General features: G+C 33.4%; 13 protein-coding genes and 4 pseudogenes. 7 read left to right on the forward strand and 10 right to left on the reverse strand.

The window, feature by feature from the left end:
- Positions 1–43: 43 nt before the first annotated feature.
- The 6 genes from rsgA to BLV40_RS28690 all read right to left on the reverse strand — a co-directional run bounded on the left by rsgA (position 44) and on the right by BLV40_RS28690 (position 8411).
- The gene (gene rsgA, locus BLV40_RS20805; RefSeq protein ID WP_090693491.1) at positions 44–1120 is read right to left on the reverse strand and encodes a ribosome small subunit-dependent GTPase A; all 1077 of its coding nucleotides are present in this window, start codon (positions 1118–1120) and stop codon (positions 44–46) included.
- A gap of 10 nt (positions 1121–1130) precedes the next feature.
- Positions 1131–4379 carry a condensation domain-containing protein gene (locus BLV40_RS20810; protein ID WP_090693494.1) on the reverse strand — a complete coding sequence of 1083 codons (3249 nt, stop codon included), beginning with the start codon at positions 4377–4379 and terminating at the stop codon, positions 1131–1133.
- Positions 4380–4513: 134 nt separating this feature from the next.
- The gene (gene sbnA, locus BLV40_RS20815) at positions 4514–5491 is read right to left on the reverse strand and encodes a 2,3-diaminopropionate biosynthesis protein SbnA (RefSeq protein ID WP_090693497.1); all 978 of its coding nucleotides are present in this window, start codon (positions 5489–5491) and stop codon (positions 4514–4516) included.
- Positions 5478–6215, reverse strand: a complete 738-nt coding sequence (locus BLV40_RS20820; RefSeq protein WP_090693498.1) for a thioesterase II family protein — start codon at positions 6213–6215, stop codon at positions 5478–5480. The genes sbnA and BLV40_RS20820 overlap by 14 nt, the downstream gene beginning before the upstream one ends.
- 81 nt (positions 6216–6296) lie before the next feature.
- Positions 6297–7661: a lysine 2,3-aminomutase gene (gene ablA / locus BLV40_RS20825; RefSeq protein ID WP_090693502.1), complete on the reverse strand. Its 1365-nt coding sequence runs from the start codon at positions 7659–7661 to the stop codon at positions 6297–6299.
- Between the two features lie 612 nt (positions 7662–8273).
- Positions 8274–8411, reverse strand: coding sequence for a hypothetical protein (locus BLV40_RS28690; RefSeq protein WP_170833684.1), 138 nt, complete (start codon positions 8409–8411; stop codon positions 8274–8276).
- 373 nt (positions 8412–8784) lie between these two features.
- Between BLV40_RS28690 and BLV40_RS20830 the strand changes: the two genes are divergently transcribed.
- On the forward strand, positions 8785–9753 hold the full coding sequence (locus BLV40_RS20830) for a 2,3-diaminopropionate biosynthesis protein SbnB (RefSeq protein ID WP_090693505.1): 969 nt from the start codon (positions 8785–8787) through the stop codon (positions 9751–9753).
- Positions 9754–10144: 391 nt separating this feature from the next.
- Complete coding sequence (locus tag BLV40_RS20835) at positions 10145–11002, forward strand: hypothetical protein (RefSeq protein WP_090693510.1); 858 nt, start codon at positions 10145–10147, stop codon at positions 11000–11002.
- Positions 11003–11044: 42 nt separating this feature from the next.
- Here the strand turns inward: BLV40_RS20835 and BLV40_RS20840 are convergent, their stop codons facing one another.
- On the reverse strand, positions 11045–13411 hold the full coding sequence (locus tag BLV40_RS20840) for a DUF6359 domain-containing protein (protein ID WP_090693513.1): 2367 nt from the start codon (positions 13409–13411) through the stop codon (positions 11045–11047).
- A 264-nt stretch (positions 13412–13675) separates the two neighbouring features.
- Between BLV40_RS20840 and BLV40_RS20845 the strand changes: the two are divergent.
- Positions 13676–14374 (forward strand): annotated as a pseudogene (locus BLV40_RS20845) (HD domain-containing protein); the annotation flags it as partial.
- 467 nt (positions 14375–14841) lie between these two features.
- Here the strand turns inward: BLV40_RS20845 and BLV40_RS20850 are convergent.
- On the reverse strand, positions 14842–16233 hold the full coding sequence (locus BLV40_RS20850; RefSeq protein ID WP_090693552.1) for a M60 family metallopeptidase: 1392 nt from the start codon (positions 16231–16233) through the stop codon (positions 14842–14844).
- Positions 16234–16870: 637 nt separating this feature from the next.
- Between BLV40_RS20850 and BLV40_RS20855 the strand changes: the two genes are divergently transcribed.
- The 3 genes and pseudogenes from BLV40_RS20855 (at position 16871) to BLV40_RS20865 (ending at position 18028) form a co-directional block, all read left to right on the forward strand.
- Complete coding sequence (locus BLV40_RS20855; RefSeq protein ID WP_244525437.1) at positions 16871–17197, forward strand: hypothetical protein; 327 nt, start codon at positions 16871–16873, stop codon at positions 17195–17197.
- Positions 17187–17276 (forward strand): annotated as a pseudogene (locus tag BLV40_RS28945) (helix-turn-helix domain-containing protein); the annotation flags it as partial. The gene BLV40_RS20855 and the pseudogene BLV40_RS28945, both read left to right, overlap by 11 nt.
- Before the next feature lie 65 nt (positions 17277–17341).
- Positions 17342–18028 carry an IS6 family transposase gene (locus BLV40_RS20865; RefSeq protein WP_090693516.1) on the forward strand — a complete coding sequence of 229 codons (687 nt, stop codon included), beginning with the start codon at positions 17342–17344 and terminating at the stop codon, positions 18026–18028.
- A gap of 57 nt (positions 18029–18085) precedes the next feature.
- On the opposite strand, the pseudogene BLV40_RS20870 reads toward BLV40_RS20865, so the two are convergent.
- A pseudogene (locus tag BLV40_RS20870) lies at positions 18086–19029 on the reverse strand (AraC family transcriptional regulator); the annotation flags it as partial.
- 584 nt (positions 19030–19613) lie between these two features.
- Here BLV40_RS20870 and BLV40_RS20875 point away from each other — a divergent pair.
- Positions 19614–19910: a hypothetical protein gene (locus tag BLV40_RS20875; RefSeq protein WP_090693520.1), complete on the forward strand. Its 297-nt coding sequence runs from the start codon at positions 19614–19616 to the stop codon at positions 19908–19910.
- An 87-nt stretch (positions 19911–19997) separates the two neighbouring features.
- Here BLV40_RS20875 and BLV40_RS20880 read toward each other — a convergent pair.
- Positions 19998–20704: pseudogene (locus BLV40_RS20880) on the reverse strand (IS6 family transposase).
- Between the last annotated feature and the right edge of the window lie 65 nt (positions 20705–20769).

Consider the following 20769-nt stretch of genomic DNA (forward strand, 5'->3'; position numbering starts at 1 on the left):
TAATTTTTGTTCAGAGACTCCTCAAATAGCTACTTTGATAACGTTAATCTTTAAAATAGTTATATTTGTTTCTTTTATATTTTTCTTTATCTTTAGCACCTTTGCTATAATTCAACTTCTCCTTACTTATTCTTCTGCCTTTTACCCATAGAAAATCTTGCTCATACGTTATTTTATGATAGTTATCCAAGCGTTTACGCAAAATGATCCCGTTCTCTACAGCTTGATTAACTGCACATCCTTTTTCGTTTTTATGCTGACAATTGGAGTAGGTGCAATATTTTGCCCACTCCAATATTTCTGGAAATCCTGCTTTACTATCATTTTCTTCAAGTAAAACTCCAAACTCTCTCATTCCAGGTGTATCAAGCAAAATAGTCCCGTTATTAAATAAAATTAATTCTCTACGTGTAGTTGTATGGCGGCCTTTTGAGGTAGCTTCACTAACATGACCAACCTTCATCACTTCAGTTCCAATTAGAGTATTAATAATTGTGCTTTTTCCAACACCACTTGCCCCTACAAATCCTACTGTCTCACCAGGGATTAAATGTGGAATTAACGACTGTATGCCGTTTATCCCTTCAAGGGCAGATACTGTTAAGACCTTACCATCAGGATGAATTCTACGAGTTATTTCTACATAAGAATCAGGATCAGTGACTAGATCCGCTTTAGATAAAACAATAATAAGTTCAATACGACATTTCTGAGCCTGAGTAATGTATCTTTCAAGTCGTCTCGGATTATATTCTTTATTCATTGATGTCACTAAAAATAGCTTATCTAGATTTACGCCGATTACTTGCTCTTCATAAAGGCTTCCTGGCTTCTTACGATAAAAAATAGATTTCCTGTCTAAAATGGATTCTAAAATATATTCATCATTCTTTATGCTTCTAGCCCTTACCCAATCGCCAGGGACCGGTAGACTCGCTGCATTAGATGTTAATAGTTTCTGAGAGGTTATACATCTCCTCAAACCTGATTGTGTGGCTATTAGTATATCTTTACTAGTAAAACAAGTAACTACTCTTGCGATTTCACATTGTGAACTTGTATGCTTGTTAAACTCGTTTTCCCAGTGAAGATTCAAACCATAACTTTTTAAGATATCCATCAATAACCTCCTACACCTTATTTCTTGCTCTTCTTTTGATTTTCGGCATACTTAACTGTTCATTTTGACCAGAAAGCAATATCTTATCAATATTCTCTGCCATTTTTCTAATAGTAGTTAATGTATAAAATTCTTCCCATGCAACCTTGATAGAAAATCGCTCTTCCATATTCATTTTAATTTTCATAGCGAGCAAAGAATGGCCACCTACTTCAAAAAATTCAGCAATACAACTTACCTTTTTTCGTCCTAAAATATCACACCAAATTTCTGAAATAATCCTTTCTGTTTCAGTAATAGGTGCCTCATACTTTACGTTTTCTTGGTGTATAACAAGCTTAGGAAGATTATTTTTATCTATTTTCCCATTTTTTGTTAGCACGAATTTTTCTACAATCACGAAATACGATGGAATCATATACTCAGGTAATAATCCCTTTAATGTATCCTTAGTAATAGATAGATCAAATCTATTTATTTCAAACGGTTTTATATAAGCCACAATTTGCTTTTGGCCAAATTCATCTTGAACTGTTGTAATATATGAATCCTCTACAGTTATATCTTTATCAATCTTCTTTTTTATATCCGTTAACTCAACTCTAAAACCTCTGATTTTTTCTTGCATATCTTTTCTACCACAATAAACAATTTCACCTTGTGTATTTCGATATGCTAAGTCACCCGAACGATATAACCGAGTTATATCCCCATTTTCTAATTTAATAGAGATAAATTTCCTTTGGGTCTCTTCCTCAAGATTCAGATATTCATTGGCAAGACCTTTACCTCCAATATACATCTCTCCTACCACTCCAATAGGAAGATTATGAGTGCCATCCTGACTTCGAATATCAATAACGGTATCAGAAATAGGAATTCCTATAGGTAAATCTTCTTCATATGATTCTACATCGTGAATTTTATGAAAAGTAGCAAACGTAGTTGTTTCACTCGGCCCATATACATGAATAAATTGGCATCCTGGAAGATTCTTAGAGAACTTTTTAACACAATCTAAATTAACTTTTTCACCACCAAAAAGAATCTGTTTTACCCCCTTAAATGGGCTACTTTCTGCAGTAGAATATTGATTAAATAAAGATGTTGTAATAAATAACGTATCAACACCGTTATGGCTAATCTTTTCCTTTAATACATCCGGAGATAACAGATCTTCTTTTTCGATTAAAACGAGTTTAGCTCCATTAAGAAAAGCTCCCCAAATTTCAAACGTTGTAGCATCGAAACCTAAGTTGTTCATTTGAGCAATAACATTTTGGTTTGACAACTTGCAATAATTAGGGTTTAATACTAACCTCAGAACACCATCATTAGGAATGCTGATCCCTTTTGGGTTTCCACTCGAACCAGAAGTAAAGACACAATATAACTCATCTTGATCATCCGCATAAACACTTTCGAATAACATATCTGTAGAATCTTCAATTCGACTTATATTTAAAGTTAAAATATCTGATGGAATACGTAACTCTTTTAGAACATTTGAACTTCCTTCATCAAATAGGATTACCTCCGGTGAAGTCTGATGGATAATCTCATTCACTCTTGTGGGAGGGGTTCCCTTATCTAATAAAATATAAGAATACCCTGAACGCGTGGCAGCTATTATGCTATAAATAGAATGAATCGCTTTATCACAACAAATAAGTGCACGGCGCCTTGTTTGTTGTGCAGGATGAGATAACAATACCTTTCCGATGGATGCACTTTTATAATTAAGTTCTTTATAAGTCACAGAATGATTTTCTGTTATGATTGCAATTTGATCTGGAACCTTATTGAATTGTTTTTCTAAGTAGTAAGAAACTCCACCTTTATGATACAAATCACCCATTGGATTATCAGCATGTTCGTTTGTTCGATCAATCAGTTCTACATCTTTTGTTAATAATACTTTAAGCTCTGCTATTTGCTTATCTGGCTGCGAGGTAGTAACATCAAGAATATTTTTATAAAAATTCAAAAAACTCTCCATAAACTCTTTCGTCATATGAGAAGCATTATATTGAATAACCCCATGTAATGAAGTATTAACTTTTTCAAATATACACGTTAGATCAGATTGCGCAAATTTCTTTAGAAGAGGGAATGAAGAAAATTTTATTTCTCCCATATCTAATGTAATGCCTTCCACACCTGCAAAAAATAACGAGGCACCTTCAAAATCAGAAGTTCTTGCTTTTTCTAGTACAAACATAGTTTGATATAAAGGCTGGTTAGCGGAATTACCTTGATCATTGTACTTCTCTATCAATTCTTGATAAGATACCCTTTGATTTGAGAATATTTTTCTTACATCACGTTGTACCAAATTGGCATACTCAGCAAAAGATTGCGTGTCATTTACCAAGCAGTTTACAGGTAATGTATTCACATAATAACCAATCTTATCTAGATGTTTTTTTGAATGCCGTCCTAAAAAAGGAACTCCTGTAGCGATATTGTTATTATCAAAATAATAAGATAGCACTATATGGTAATTTGCTAATAAAAAACTAAAAGGAGTAACACCCATCTTAAAGGACTCCGAATAAATTTTTTCAGTTAAATCTTTATCTAACTGCAAAACAATGGATTCAGCTGTTTCACTTTTCAACATATCCCTAGACTTTCCGAATGGCAGCTGAAGTTCCTCTACCCCTTTGTGTAACCTTTCTTTCCAATAATCTAATGACTTCTTATATTTATCTGTTGTTTTATACTCATCTAACATCTCAATATGATCAAAAAAAGAACAGTCATTTGCTACTAGAGAAAAATCTTCGTTATTCCTCATCTGTTTATAAATAGAAGCGATTTCTTTCAATATCACAATAAGTGACCAATAATCGACAACGATGTGGTGTGTAATAAGCAATACATATTTATTATTATCATCAGTAGTAGCAACTATAAATCTAGAAAGTGGTCCATTCTTTAAATCAATCAATTTATTTGCTTCAATATTGAAAAAATCACGTACTTCCTGCTCGTTTATAAAAGTGTAGGTTTCAAAAGATACACGATTATTTTCGTTAACTGTTTGTAGTATTTCACCATTTTTCTCAATAAAACGAGCACATAAAATAGGATGTTTCACAGAAATTAAATCACTAACCTTTTGTAAATCGTATACATCTATATCACTTTCAACCTTTGCGGAAAAGTAAGTATTATATGCCGTTGATTGCGGATTGGCCGTTTGTATTTTCCATAATCCTTTTTGACCCTCTGACAATTTATATTCTTTATTCATTTTTGATCCCACCCTAAGTATCAGTAGTTTAAGTAACAAAGTACTTTTTTATAAAATAGAAATGATGAGCTCCCATCATTTAGAAAACCTAATTACTCCTTAGTGCTATCTGATTGATACAAATGTTTAAAACTCTATATCAAACTGAGTTCTTTTTCAGAATGAAGATTCAATACTTTGTGACACCATTCCTCATTGTAAATCGTATCAAAATATCGATCTCCCCTATCTGCAAACAGCGTTACTACATTAGGCTTTTTCACATAGTTTTTATCTTTAAAATAATTTTTCACTGCACCGTATACAGCACCCGAAGAACCTCCAGCAAATATTGCATGTTCACTTAAGAGTTCTTTACACATTTCTATGCTCGTTTTTTCACTGATTATCACAACATCATCAATGATTGAATCTTTTAGAATATCCGGTACAATACTTGAGCCTATCCCAGGGATGGATCTATTTTGAGGTTGCAAACCAAAAATAACAGAACCTTCCATATCTACCGCGATAACTTTTGATTTCGGGAACTTCTCTTTGACACAATTAGAAATGCCAGTAATTGTCCCCCCAGAACTTACACCTAAAAAAATATAATCCACTTCAATTTCGTTACATATTTGCTTCCCTACGGTCTCGTAATATGCATTTGCAACTAATTTATTACCGTATTGATTAATCCAATATGAATTTGCTATTGAATTTCTTAGCTCATTAACCTTCTCTAACCTTGTGATTAAATATCCACCTGAATTATCGGGTTCTGTTACTTTTATTACTGTTGCTCCTAGAGATCTAATGATCATTTCATTCACAGGTAAAATTTTCGGATCAACCACGCAAATAAATTTCAAACCTAGCCTTTTACAATAACTTGCTAAAGCGATACCAAAATTACCAGACGAAGATTCAATAATTGTTGTATCCTTGTCGATATCACCTTTCTGAAGCAAAGTTTCAAGAATGTGTGCAGCTGCTCTATCTTTAACGCTACCAGTAGGGTTGTTTCCCTCTAATTTAACGAATAAATTCACATTACATAAGTCTTTACTTGTTAGTTGTACCATTGGCGTTTTTCCAACAAAATCTAATACACTATTATAAATACTCATAATTTACTCCCACTTGATTCTTGTTATTTTTTTCATAAATTAATGATTTGTTTATAATGTTATTAATATATTCAACGTTATTGTTAATGAAAAAATGGTTACCATTTAATGTATAAACTATCGCTTCACGCTCGCTGTATTTATTCCATTCTAGAGCTTCCTCTAGTTTTACTGTGTCTTCAGTTCCTATAAGAATGGAAATATCACATTCGATTTTATGCTGATTAGGATTATATTCGTATTCTCCTAGTATCTTTAAATCATTCCTTATTATCGGTAGAAACAAATCTGTTAATTCTTTACTATCAACCAACTCTTGTGGGATGCCTCCAAGAGCACTCAATTTACTTAGCAATTCCTGATTAGAAAAATGATGTAATTTTTCTTTATCTTTCATCCGATCCGGTGTTTTGCAACCAGAAAAAAATATATGTTCTGGTAATCTTTTGCCCTCAGAACGGATCTTATGATATAGCTCGTAAGCTAATATACTTCCCATGCTATGTCCATATAATGCATACTGATTTTGGTCGATCTTATCCTGAATCATATTATAAATATCATCCGTTACTTCTTTCATACTCATATAGAAGCCCTCATTAAATCTTTGTCCCCTTCCTTTCAACGGAACAGGATGTAAATAAATAGATTTATCTAAATGATTCCTCCATTTGTAATACCCTACCTCCGAACCACCAGCGTAAGGTAGACAAAATAATAGCATGCATTTCCCCCCCCTTTAAATAGAAACTTTCTAATTATAACTATTAAGATTAATATTCAAAAATACAGATTAAAAAGACTATTACACTTTATTGAATTCATGATTACTTGCCATTTTTTGAAGCTGGGATTGATACTTCTTTTCTTTTAATTTATCCCTTTTATCCCTATTATTCTTCAATGAAATATGACCAGGATTTTCTTCATACCCTTTTCTTCTACTATACCTCGACAAACCTTCTGGAATTAAGCTAGACCGTTTATCTTGGAGTATCCCTGCAACCCCTATAGTTGAAGATTCATTTATATATTGTGGATAGATTTTCTTGAAATAGTCTAATGCCCTATCAGCCTTATAGTCTTGCGGCTCAGGATACGATGTAATGACACCTTCAAAATTACGTAAAACCACTTTATCAGGACTTTGTGAAATGATATAGTTTGGCTGAATAGCAATTTTACCTCCCCCGCCCGGCGCATCTACCACAAATGTAGGTACTGCATAACCCGACGTATGCCCCCTGAGTCCTTCAATAATTTCAAGACCTTTCGATATAGGGGCTCTAAAATGACTAATGCCTTCTGATAAATCACACTGATATATGTAATAAGGGCGAACACGAATCTTTACTAGATCATGCATTAGCTTTTTCATTATTGTTACACTATCATTGATACCTGCTAATATCACTGACTGATTTCCTAATGGCACACCTGCATCAGCAAGCATTTCACACGCCTTTTTTGCTTCCTCTGTAATTTCAATTGATGTATTAAAGTGAGTATTCAGCCATATAGGATGATATTTCTTTAAGATATTACAAAGATTCTCTGTAATTCTTTGTGGAAAAACGACTGGAGCACGTGTCCCTATTCGAATAATCTCAACATGAGGGATCTCTCTTAAACTTTTCAGTATGTACTCCAATATAGTGTCATTAATTAACAAACCATCTCCACCGGAAATTAATACATCTCTAACCTCAGGAGTTTCTCTTATATACTCAATAGCTCTGTCTAACTGCTTTTTCGGAACCGCCATACCCACTTGGCCAGAGAAACGTCGACGTGTGCAGTATCGGCAATACATTGAACACTGATTGGTAACTAAAAATAACACTCTATCTGGATATCGATGAGTTAAACCAGGAACTGGAGAATCTTCATCTTCCTCTAATGGATCCTCAAGATCGTACTTTGTTTTATATACTTCATTCGAAATCGGTACAGATTGCATCCGAATTGGACAATGCGGATCGTCTGGACTCATCAGTGAAGCATAGTACGGAGTAATATTAAGCGGGATTGTTTTTGTAGATATTCTTATTCCCTCTTCTTCATCTGGTGTTAAATGAATTATTTTTTTTAAATCTTCTAAGGTACGGATTGTATTCGTAAGTTGCCAAACCCAATCATTCCATTGGTCTTCAGTAACATGTTTCCACATTTCTATATCTCTCCAATGACGGGTTGGTTTGTATAATTGATCCACTTTTGAACAACTCCCTGAATTATTAGATGAATAGGTTATGATAGTAATTTTAATGCTTTTTAATCTAAAGTATTGTGCTTGTAAATATGATATAGCGATACTTCATATTCATTTAAAAAGGACGGTACATATTAATGATTCCCCACCATTATCCAATTGATAATTTATGGCACTTTTTGTATTTAGCATCAGATTCACTACCTTCTTGCTGTTTAACTTTCTGTATCTAAAATATACGTGTCAATTTATGTTAATAACAATCAGTAAAATTTCACAAAAAATCCGGCAATTCATTTCTTGTTTTCACTGCTTTATTTTACATATTTGCGATGAAGAGAAATCATGACAGTACTTCAGTTTATATTTAGGAATAACAGGAATGGCAAACTCCTACATAGTAAAAATTCTGTCATTGCTCATTTTATATATAAGAAAGACCTTTACATGTCTATGATCCTATAAACTTAATATGCTGGGTGGCTACCAATTCTATTTCAAATAAAATTTGTATAATAAAAAAACAGGTAGAATCTACTTTCTACCTGTCAGACTGTCGACAAACCCCATTCAAATTAATAAAAAAATGTAAGTATCGCTTACATGAACAAATTTTTCAATCGCCGAAGGATTGTCCAACGCATACCATTTTTTATTCTCTTTCGTATGCCGAAGATGGCTCACTTCTTCAAGATAACGTTGAATCATCTTCGTTTAATTTTCCTAAAGCCACTCTATCATTAGATTAAAATACAGCTAATCATTTTTAGAATATTTTTTTATATGCAAATATGATACAATAATTTACATAATTGTCAATCAACTCAGAAAACTACAACTTTATATCTAAATACTACTTCTATAAACTTTCATTTGCATTCTTAATTATTGTTATTTTAAACAAATGGTTATTCTACTTTAAAATATCAATCTCAAAAACAATAGCAATAAGTGTTTATAGATTAGGGATTTTTGAAAGGATGTGTTCTACTCTTTATATTCATTCTACTTTTTAAAACAAACGTTTTATTTTAAGCCTGAAAATTTTAGACTAATACATTTTAACTAGGGGTGTAGAAAATTGCTTTACTTAAATTCTAAAGATATTACTGATATTGGAATCAACTGGATAAAAACAGTTGAAATAATTAAAAAAGCTGTCAATGTTATGAATCATTCTGATTTCTCACAACCAATAAAGCCTTATCTACAATTTAATGATCCAGACAATCGGATTATAGCAATGCCAGCGTTTGCTGGGGGAGAGTTTTCAGTAGCAGGTATTAAGTGGATCGCTAGCTTTCCTAAAAATCTTGAAGTTAGTATACCTAGAGCAAATTCAATCACAATATTAAATGATGCGACTACTGGTGTACCATTCGCAACAATTAATACACCAATTGTGAGTGGTATACGAACTGCTTCTGTATCAGGTCTTATGATTCAAGAGTTTGATAAAGTACATAATCTAAATGATGTAACACTCGGAATAATCGGGTTGGGCCCAATAGGTCAATTACATTTACAAATGGCAACAACCCTTTTAGGAGATAAAATTAAAAATATACGTCTTTTTGATATATCGGAAATCGATAAAAATAAAATCCCAGTAGAACTTAGAGAAAAAGTCACAATATGCTCGTCATGGGAAGATGTGTACCGTGATGCAGATATATTTATTACGTGTACTGTATCAAGTAAAGGATATATTGATGGTCCTCCAAAACCAAATGCACTGCTACTAAACGTATCACTACGTGATTTTAAAACTGATATACTAGACTATTCACCAGTAATTGTAGTTGACAATTGGGAAGAGGTATGTCGTGCAAATACAGATATAGAAGTCATGCATAATGAAAGAAATTTACAAAAATCAGACACTCTTGATATTAAAGATATTGTTTGTAATAATGCATTTAAAGAGATTACAGAAGATAAAGTTGTCATGTTCCATCCAATGGGAATGGCTACTTTTGATATCGTAATTGCTCAATATTACTATGATCAAGCCATTGCTTTAGGTTATGGTCAACCGCTAGAAGCATAGGCTATTAGCAACTCAAATTAAGATTTAACTGTTCAGTTAACCTAATCAACCAATTGAAGAAAAATACAAAAAAGTGTTCTGGATTTTCGATCTTCAGAACACTTTTTTCATTTTATCAAACACCGCTTTCGCAGCGCTTATTTAAAAATGCATAACTACTATGTGAATCATGGTTGAATCTTTGATTCTCTTCTAAATCATACTTTTTTATCCCGATTGGTGAGGGCTAATAATCAGTGGGAGATGAAGAAAATCCCCACTGATTAAAGTTTCACTTTATAGATTCCCCATCTTTTTTAATTATCAATTCAAAAAACAAGAATTTTTTTACAATTAATAGTAATATAGAACATATACATATTTATTAAAAATGGTGGAGGCTATTTCAATCATGATGCGTGCACTTAACTTACATATAAAACAAGCCTTTTTAAATAAGATTTCTCTCACTCTCTTATTGAGTTGGTTAATTCTTGTCTCAATTTATCATTATTACTATGTTTTACGATATTTAGGAGGACTACCTGACGGGCTTTTAATAACTGCTTATAAATGGATTGGCTTTCGTGATAATGGGATGGATGTGTATTTACTATTAATGCCTGTACTAGCAGCACTCCCTTTTAGCACGAGCTATAACTCTGATAAAGTTGATAAATTCAAATCATTTGTAAGTAAAGAAATTCCCTTTTTCCCTTATGTATTTACGAAATATATCGTGACCTTCCTAATTGGGGGGCTTCTTTATATTCTCCCATTCGTATTTTCATTGCTGTTTTGTAAACTGACAATTCCAGATGGTATTCCGACAACCGACTTAGGTATTATTAAGGACAACAGCATGTTTTCATCTTTATATTTCTCTTCTCCAATTTCTTATATTTCCCTATATATCGGGATTAATTTTTTATTTGCTGGTCTTATGGCGGTATTGGGTCTTTCTGCATCCATATGGTCTAGAAAAGATTACATGGCAATTCTATTCCCTTTTGCTATCACCTCTCTACCATATATTATTTTAAATATCGTATTCCCTACAATTGGCGGAGCGCCTATTCATTTATACGATCCAAAACAACCGCTCCAAGGAATGTCGCCTTATATTGGAATCGTGCAATGCACCTTGTTTTTAGGAATTAGTTTATTTATGTATATGAAAGGTATACAGAAAGATCGGAAGCAATATATGCGGAGACTTCAAAAAAGAATGCGATGTAAAAAATCGATTCAAAAATCAGTTAGTATGTAATACAAAATACCCCTCAGCTATTATGCTGAGGGGTACTTTTACTTAGGATGCTTTTTTCAAATCAATTTGTGCAAGCACTGGGTCATGGTCACTCATACGGCCATGTTCCTTCATAATGTTGGAATTTAAATGTACCGGATCCACAACTGTATGTGGTGCCATATTATTTGTTACTAAAACATGATCTAATACTTGTGCGTTGCCGTCATGAATATATGTGTAACGATTTTCTTTCGAAACCGTTTCTAACATATCTTGCATGATATCGCCTTTTAATGCTTGCAGTGGTTTCGAGAATTCAAAGTCATTCATATCACCAACTACAACCACTGGTGCATTCACATCTCGTTTTTGAATATCTTTTACAAAGCTGTTCACTTCCTGCGCCAGTTGAACGCGTTTCTCTTCACTCTTTAATACAAGAGGCTGAATTTTTCCAAACGGCGTCGCATCACCAAGTTTTGAATTTAAATGACTTGAAATAACAACAATATTTTGCCCTTGGAATTTAAACTCCGCAGCTAGCGGTTTACGAGTATTATCAAATACCGGATTATCTTGTCCAATGCGCGTCGGGTTTGTTGCTAACAGCTTTGGATTCTTTTCTAATTTCACACGTGATGGATTATAGAAGAAACCAACGCGAATGTTCGCTCCCGGTGCCCCGCCATCTTGGTTGTTTTGCGGAGCAACTTCTACATATTCATACTTAGGTCCATGAATTTCTTGCACAGCATCAATAATACGCTTTGCACTTAATGAAGCATCTGTTGTTCCGTCATTCGTTGATCCATTATTATCTTGCATTTCTTGTACACCAATAATGTCTGGCATCTTTAAATTATATTTAATAGCATATGCCATTGCTTTTACCTTTTCATCAGATGTTTCTTTTGCATTCGCTGAAAAGTTTTCAATGTTATATGTTGCCACTGTTAATTTTCCAAGACGAGGCTGAATATTAGCGCCTGCTTGTTTAAACCCGCCATCCGTTACAGATGGTAATTCTGTTACCGGCGAAATACGATACGCACCATAGTCATAGCTGACTACACCTGTGATATCTCCATTAAATGTATCTCCTGATTTTGCTACATAATCACGAGGTACTTTTAAAGAAAGACGTTCTGGATTGAATTGATTCTCACCTAACAATGGTGTTCCATATTTTGTAGTGACCTTATCTCCACCATTTGCAACTGTTACATATAAATTCCCATTTTTCTGCGGTCCAACAATTTGAGGAGTTGGCATTGTCACGCGCATACCCTCTATACTTTCATAGAAATCAATTGCATCTTCCTCTGGATCAAATACACCAAATGCATCATTATCAATAATTTGATCTGGAATCTTTACACCCTTTTCACCTAATACAGTTGCTTCTGGCAACTGTTGATGATTTGCTTTCACTGAGGCATTGCTCGCTTTAATTTCTGTGATGGCTAAATCTGTATCAAATCTGTCAGCGTATCCAGCTCCAATAAATTCTTCTACCTCACCATCAACGTGCACAAGATCTCCTACTGCTACATTCGCTTCTTTCTTATAGACATAAATTCCTTCTGAAGTTGCCGTGTCTTCGTCAGGCTGCGAGTCTTGCATATAAAAACCATTCTTATCTAACGCTGTTACGACACCTTCTACATTTCGTACTTTCTTCCCATTATAAGGAGAAACATGTGATTTCCCTTGAATATCATGAATACGAACTTGCTCACCTTTTATAATTGTAAAAGAAAATGTCGAAACTTCTGAAGGTGCAAGTCCTTCTTTCACTGCAATTGCTTTTATCACACTGTTCTCATTTATAACAATCGATTCATTATAACGAATACTTTTATCTGTTGGAACAGAGCCATCTAATGTATAGTAGATTGTTGCTCCTTCTGTACTTGTGGTTAATGTTACTGCTGTTCCTTTTTCAATTTCCCCACCATTTGGTGATGCAGTCACATCACTTACACGGTTTTCCGTTTGTCCTTGAAACTTATATGCTGTTACGGACTTTAAACCAGGGCTACCAAAATAAAGCTCAAGCGTCCCTGTTAATTGAACTTTCTTCCCAACATTTTCAGGATGATCTTTTACATTCACTGCTGCTCTCACGTCACCTTTTGGCAACTGAACAGGCATAATTTTCGCAGGATCTGTCTCATTTGGAGAATCTGCAATTGCAACATTCGTATCTCCAAATTTCGCAGGATCTTTCGTGTACTTAGAAGGCCCTTCTGTATATCCAACAATATACCCTTCCACTATCCCTTTACTGCTTCCTTGCTGCTTAAACAGTTGAATTGCATCCTGCACAGATAATACAGAACGTTCTTCTGCTTTTACTAAAGTTCCAGTAAATGAAATCAGTAGTATAAATGATAGCAAGATACTTACTAGTTTCTTCAAATTCATCGTCCTCCCCTAATTTTAATATTCTCTTAGCATGTATTATCATAACAAAAAATTCTTTATAAAGAACTTAAAATTCGACAAATTTTACAAAAAATTAATCTCATACTTCCGTATGAGTCTGATATTACAATTTCCACATCATTCTTTTAATATAAGTAGAACTCATACAGAAAGAAGTGAGATGTTAATCTTGTATCTTGCAGACAGGTATTTTACTTTTGAAGGGGAATTATTATAATAAAATATTAAGATAAGGGTGAAAACATGAAAAGAGTATTAATAAACAAAGCTTCCTATTTAGATAAATCCGAATTAGAGCGTTTGAATACTGCTATATACTTTGCCGAGAAAGCTCACGAAGGGCAATTTCGAATTTCAGGTGAACCCTATATTACTCACCCATTTGCAGTTACAGAAATCTTACTAGACTGTAAAGCCGATATCATAACTTTAGTGGCAGCATTACTACACGATGTGGTAGAAGATACAAATTACACAATTGAGGAAATACGTGATACGTTTGGTGCAAAAATAGCCGATATTGTCGAAGGATTAACCAAAGTGGACAAGAAACAAATTCCTAATAAAGAAGAGTATGAGGCAATTAATTTAAAAAAATTATTGTTAGCTACACAAACAGATATACGAGTAGCTATTATAAAAGTAGTAGACCGTCTCCATAATATGAGAACTTTACGTGTGAAAACTGTAAAAAAACAAGTGCCTTATGCAAATGAAACACTCAAGTTTTTTTCTCCTATATGTAGAAAATTAGGATTATTATATATTCAACATGAACTAGAAGATTTAAGTTTTTTTCATCTCAATCACTCTAAATATAAGGGCATGAAAGTACTTTTACAGAATTATGTTCATTTACTAGAAACTATGTCTCAAAACATCCTTCAAGATATAAATCACTTTCGAGAAAAGCCTTTACTATTTGAAGTGAATTTGGATATTTTGTGAATAAATAAAGAGAAAGCTTTGCATAATATGCAAAGCTTTCTCTTTTATTATAGCATCCTCATTTTACTAGGAACTTATCCCCCTGGCAAAAACACAACTTTGTATACAAACCCTTTTCATCCTATTCGTATATAAATTCCCATAATTTTTCAAGTTTCTAAATGAAGTTGTAGGGAATGAATCTTACGGGAAATTTTTAGTACATTCAAATTTTGCTTAGCGTACAAAATTCGCGTTTTGTTGGTGGTACCCCATCGCTATCAAGCTAAGATTTTAAAGTACCCCCTAAATGGAAATTTTGTGTTTTTATAGCATCGAAGTTTATTTTTCTCTTTTTGGGGGTAACTTTTTTTCTTAAGTTGATGGGCATGCGGCTGAACCCCATATTGCAGAAAACACAAATTTCACCATGCAAAAGAGACTATCCCTAAAGAATAGCCTCCTTCTGATCACAATCTGCATTATTTTTTTGTACTATACGTAGCCAGTGGCTTAACAGGTTTCGCATCCGTCGCTTCCCATATCGGGGCAGTTAACGTTGGATAATTTAACGCTTCTACTTTTTTTCTCGTTTCTTGTGATGCTTTCAGTCCCCATTGATCAAAAAATGGTAGTAAATTTTGTTTCGCTACTTTCGATGTATTATAAATAAAGGCCTGTATTTTATCTTCGTTCGTTTTTGGAAGTTTGTCTTTTGGTAACTCTCTATATAGTTTATGAAGATTTGGATAGAAATCTTCACCATATGCTAAATGAAGTTGCCAAAACATAACAACTTTCACAAACGGGTCATTAATCTTTTCATATTCTTTATCTGTTTGTTTTAAGTATTGAAAAGCCCTGTCATAATCCCCTTCTTTTTCTAAACGTGTTGGTTGACCTGGGAATAATTGTTTTTGTGCAGCTAAAGAGTATATATTAACATTGACTTCAACTACTCCATCCCACGTCCAGGGATATTGTTGTCTTGTATGCCCTGCTTCATGCATTTGTCCCCATCCAAATTCATTTACATTCAAAGCACTTTTAATTGCGTCATAAGCAGTAGTAAATACGACTCCATCCCGACCTGCATACATGTACATGCCCGGTGGATTGTTAGGATTTTCCACAAAAGCCCAAAGACGGCGAGTTGAACGATGTAACGGATTAGAACTTGTTTCAGATAGCCCTGATAATTTATCTTGTACTAGAATCATGTCATCATATTTTTTTAATAGCGGAACAGGATCTTGATTTACAATGTATTTCTTCGCACTATCACGAGTAACAGTAAGTACAGCTCGTTTTGATTTTAATTGTACAGCATGCGCATCTGGATACTTGTCCATCATTGCAATCCAGTCTTCTTTCGTATGCTTCCCTAATTCAAAGAATGGAATAGGACTCCCGCCTTGTGTTACTTTCACCTTAACGGTTCCTTTCCCTTCAGAGTTATCAAACCCTAATAAACCACCGTTTGGAGAGGAGATGGTATTAGAACCAGGAGAAAGACGAAATGCTTTTCCCCCTTCTTTATCATATTCATGTGTCCCAATAATTGCGCCAAGCTTGTCTAATCCAGATAGTCCCGATACTTCAATTGTGACTTGTTCATTCGGTTTTACATAGATTCCTGTTGGTATATAGTTTCGTTGCTCACTTCTTATTTCTCTTATCGCTTCACCCATATAATGTCCTGTACTTGGAAGTTCAAACTTCCTCTCTTCATATTGCGCCTCGGTTTGTGTAGTTTCAGCATGAATGTTCAAATTATTTACAGTCATAGATGTAAATAATGTCGTTGTCAAAACAGCAGATGTCATCAATACTTTCATTGGTTTTTGTAATCTACGATTCTTTCTTTTATTCATATTAATCAGTCCTTTCATTTCAATCCATTCTAACGGTCATATGAAACGCCAGGTTTCTTATCTATCCATATACTTATTTATAAAATTAATACAATTAATAATCCTCTTGCTATGGTACTTCTTAAATTGACTTATTCCTATCCGTAAAAATTAGGGAGGCCAGATGCCAGGTTTAAAAAGAAGGCAAAAGTAAGTAACGGTCATGTTGTATTCTGCATAGTAGGTATGTCCATAACTTAAAATGGAGATATATAGTTGATATTTACATTAAAACATTTATTTCTTTTGAACGTAAACATCTAATCTAGCATAGCGATACTAAATTAAACACAGTTTATATATTATTAAATCTGAAAAATCATAGAAGAAAATATTGTAATATAATTTTATACCCATCAAAAAAACTGGCATGCGCAAAAGTGAAAAATAGGAAAAAGTACGTTTATTTCATGTTTTATCCTGCGTAACGGCAATCTATATATTGGAAATTTACAGTTTGGATGAGTACCTTAAAAATGTTTGTAAAATAATGAAGTGATATTATGTAGGATATTATCCGCTATACAAATATGAAAAATTGCATATTTGTATAGGGCATACGGCAACCATTTGTTACTTTTGGAGCCACTCAAGAAAAATGTACTTTATAATCCAATTTTTAAGGTTTTTTGTATTCGGTAAATTAAAAAACCTTAAAAACTATGAAAATTGCCGAGTGGCTCAAAAAAGAAGTAATCGTTGCCGTACCCCTTTTATACTACATGTTCGCATCTCTGCTACAAGAGCTTTTTTCGTGGCATTGGTACTAGGTATCATACTAGTTTTGAGTATTTTTATTTTTGAAAATCTACATATAATTCGTTTCTTTGTTATTATTTCATTTTTTGCACCATTAGGTACCTTCTTAATTAATTTAGAAATATTTGAGCGTAGAGAAAAGAAAGGAATGCAAGATGCCACTTAAGACTCGAATGAAAGAATATAGAGTTAAGTTACATATGTCTCAGGAAGATTTAGCTAATAAGGTTGGGGTTAGAAGAGAAGGTTCTGTTGCAAAGTTTTCTACATGAAGCTACACTCTAAAAAACGGAACCTAGGAGAATCAGATATGAGATATTTTAAAGGAAAACAGTTCAAACAAGATATTATTTTAGTAGCCGTTGGCTATTACTGTCGTTTTTCTTTAAGCTATCGTGATGTCTCTGAAATTCTGAAAGAACGTGGTGTTTCAGTTCATCCTACAACCATCATGCGCTGGGTTCATGAATACGGACACCTGGTCTATCAAATTTGGAAGAAGAAAAATAAGCATGTACATTTATCTTGGAAATTGGATGAGACTTATATCAAAGTCCAAGGAGAATGGTGTTACCTATATCGTGCAATTGATAAAGAAGGGCACACATTGGATATTCAACTTCGTAAAAAACGGGATCATCAGGCTGCCTATGCCTTCATGAAAAGATTAGTAAAACATTTTGGAGAACCAACGGTTCTCACAACTGACAAAGCACCGGCATTACTTTGCGCATTTAACAAATTAAGAAAACAAGGATTTTATCAAACCACAACCCATTGTACAATCAAACATTTAAACAATCTTATTGAACAAGATCATAGGCATGTAAAGAGACGTTTTGCCAAATCCGCAGGATTTCAAAATCTTCGTCATGCTTCACATACGATAAAAGGTATCGAGACCATTCATGCCCTATATAAACAAAAGCGAAGTCTTCAAAGAGACTCCGCCTTTTCAACGTACAATGAACTTCAACAATTACTAGCTACTTCCTAAACATTATTCCTCATTTACCAACCTATTTATGCTTTTTTCAAACTTTGCAACAGAACCTTTGTTAATATGATTTATACATGTAGTAACCGCATTTGAAAAATTTTGCGTATTATATTCTTTCACACGATCTGCAAAAGTACATAAAGCATCTTCTACTAATCGCTTAATAGCGTGCGCATTATCTAGTTGTTCTATGGTGTGTATATATAAATAATTAAGAGCATAAGCAACACCTGCTGGAAGTTTACCCTCTATCGCGTATCGGGTAGCTAGGGTAATCGCAATAATACCATTACTTTTTCGATTTCTGAGTGCATCATCTGTTAACATAAGTCCATTATCTTCTTGTGATAATGAATGCTTATATTGTATTAAATTTTTTTTATTTTCCTCTTTGATTGTTGAAAAAAATTTATGTATATGTGGTAGGTTGGGGTTTTCAAAATCATTTTGTCGACGTTTAAAAATATATAAATCAGGTTTCACGATTTTATAGGGAGCATCTTCTAGCACTTTGTTTTTTTCCAAAACAATACCTACATCTAACTTTTCATTGAAAATCATGTAATGTAATAAAATTCCTATATCAATTAAAGTAGTTTTTTTAATCTTAGGTAGGCACTGACAATAGGCTAGTCCTTCTTGAATTTTATCATTTGAGCTAAATTTTTCCCGAAGCATAATGGCCATATCATCTAATACATTTGGATGTGCAGTGGGACCGATTATAATAGTTCCTTTTATATAATCATGATTTGTAATATGAATTAAGACGAAATTTTCAAGATAACTATTACCCCTGAAAAGTGGAAAGTTATAGAGATCATTTTCTTGATAAATCTCACTAAGATGTTCTTCTTTAGAAGGATAAAAAGGACTACAAACATCATCAGAAGTAGAATAAAATAAGTTTTTTTGTCTGTAGATAAAATGTGAATAGGTACATTAAAGGTTTTATGTACGAGATCACACAAGTATTGTATGTCGATGGAATTATTCATTATTTTCTCCTGTTAATTAGATTAAATGATACATTTTCGTATAGTTCTTGTATAAACTCATAAATTAATTTCCGTCAAGTATACTTCACGAAAAAAAATCAATATAAAATATCAAAATAGTATAATTCACGACAAAATGTTACCATATTTTCTTATGAAAAGCATATATTATTTATTTATAATTGTAACTTTGAAATAGAGTTTGATCAAAAATACCTCGTAATCCTAAATTTTACGCTAAATAAAAAGAATCCATTTTGAAATACTATGTAATATTAAAGACAAGTGATAGTAAATGAGACTTTTAAAATCAATGAATTTTCTATAATGTTGCACATTATATTAATAAAGGTACATCACTAATTATATAGTGGTGTATTTTTTTCTTTATAAGGCCACTAGATGACCTCATTTACTACCACAACAACAATATTTATGTAATTGTAATGATAAGTTTGAATATCCCCTATTTCATATTAAACTAGCGGGCAGTTTAGTTGAACAAGATTAAACAAGTTATTTATGGTATTATATTCACAGCAATTAAATGGAACGATTTACCAAAAATATCAGGAGGTTTATTTATGAAAAGAAAATTAGTATTATCTATTGTTTTTTCAGGTGCTTTAGCTTTATCAATCGGATTTGTAAAAGAATTTCAAAGTACAAAGGTATTTGCACAGACTAATGGAGATCAATACAAATTTGTTACTAAAGAGGAACAAGATCAAAGAGAAAATACCGTAGCAGAAGGGAAAGATGTTATCACTGTTATAACAGCAGAAGAGCAAGATATGGTGGAAAATAGTTCAGCTCAAGAAGGGTTTGTTCCGCAAGCAAATGGATTAGGTTTCTATTTTGGAAAATCCCCCGACAATTAAATTTAATAAGGTACTAAAAATATGGTTCTGGTGCAAATGCTTAGGTAAGATATAAAGAGGCAAAAAGTTCCCTAGTGGAATCTAGTCTTAAGCAGCAATTCGAAATAGTTGATGGACGAACTTAACTAGATTTTGGACAGATTTGTCCAATAAAACAAGTTGCTCTTTTTTACCATATGCATCGCTTCAATTCCAGAAATAATGGATGTAGCTGTGCAAAAGGATTTCAATCCTAACATGGAACGAACTCACTTTTTAATAAACCGATGATCTTGTTCCACTATGTTATTGAGATAGTTCACTTGCCTTAGTTGGATGCCTAATAGCATCTTTTTTTCTTTTCTCAATTCTTCAACTGCTATAGGATAAGCTGGATTCTTATCGACTGTTACGACACAATGCTCAGAAATATGAAAAGACTGCAAAGCTTTCTTGAAGAATCGCTTTGCAGCCTTGTGGTTTCTTGCTTTGCTTAGGTAAAAATCGATGGCATTTCTTTTCGAATCGACAGCACGATACAGGTACACCCATTGGCTTTTTACTTTGATATATGTTTCATCGACTCTCCAAGAGTCATTGGTTTGCTTGAGATGGCGACAGATTCTTTTGTTTAATTTAGGACCATACTGATGAAGCCAACGCATAGTGGTTGTATGAACAACGGATAAGCCCCGTTCCTCTATCATTTCCACCAAATCACGGAAGCTCAAGTTGTACCGTAGGTACCATCTTACTGTTTGCAAAATAATATGATAATGATAATGCTCCCACTTGAATAAATTTCGCTTTTCCATACCAATCATGCACCTTTTTTAGAGTAGTACTATCAGTATGTCCAAGTTTGATAGGCCATTTTCAT

The sequence above is a fragment of the Bacillus sp. 166amftsu genome (assembly GCF_900107445.1).
Lineage (GTDB): Bacteria > Bacillota > Bacilli > Bacillales > Bacillaceae_G > Bacillus_A > Bacillus_A arachidis.

Coding starts and splice junctions, on each gene's coding strand:
- BLV40_RS20820 (WP_090693498.1), bottom strand. CDS start 6,215: ATGCTATTATTTTGTCTACCTTACGCTGGTGGTTCGGAGGTAGGGTAT.
- BLV40_RS20865 (WP_090693516.1), top strand. CDS start 17,342: ATGAGATATTTTAAAGGAAAACAGTTCAAACAAGATATTATTTTAGTA.
- BLV40_RS28690 (WP_170833684.1), bottom strand. CDS start 8,411: ATGATTCAACGTTATCTTGAAGAAGTGAGCCATCTTCGGCATACGAAA.
- BLV40_RS20875 (WP_090693520.1), top strand. CDS start 19,614: ATGAAAAGAAAATTAGTATTATCTATTGTTTTTTCAGGTGCTTTAGCT.
- ablA (WP_090693502.1), bottom strand. CDS start 7,661: ATGTGGAAACATGTTACTGAAGACCAATGGAATGATTGGGTTTGGCAA.
- BLV40_RS20835 (WP_090693510.1), top strand. CDS start 10,145: ATGATGCGTGCACTTAACTTACATATAAAACAAGCCTTTTTAAATAAG.
- BLV40_RS20840 (WP_090693513.1), bottom strand. CDS start 13,411: ATGAATTTGAAGAAACTAGTAAGTATCTTGCTATCATTTATACTACTG.
- rsgA (WP_090693491.1), bottom strand. CDS start 1,120: ATGGATATCTTAAAAAGTTATGGTTTGAATCTTCACTGGGAAAACGAG.
- sbnA (WP_090693497.1), bottom strand. CDS start 5,491: ATGAGTATTTATAATAGTGTATTAGATTTTGTTGGAAAAACGCCAATG.
- BLV40_RS20850 (WP_090693552.1), bottom strand. CDS start 16,233: ATGAATAAAAGAAAGAATCGTAGATTACAAAAACCAATGAAAGTATTG.
- BLV40_RS20855 (WP_244525437.1), top strand. CDS start 16,871: ATGTACTTTATAATCCAATTTTTAAGGTTTTTTGTATTCGGTAAATTA.
- BLV40_RS20810 (WP_090693494.1), bottom strand. CDS start 4,379: ATGAATAAAGAATATAAATTGTCAGAGGGTCAAAAAGGATTATGGAAA.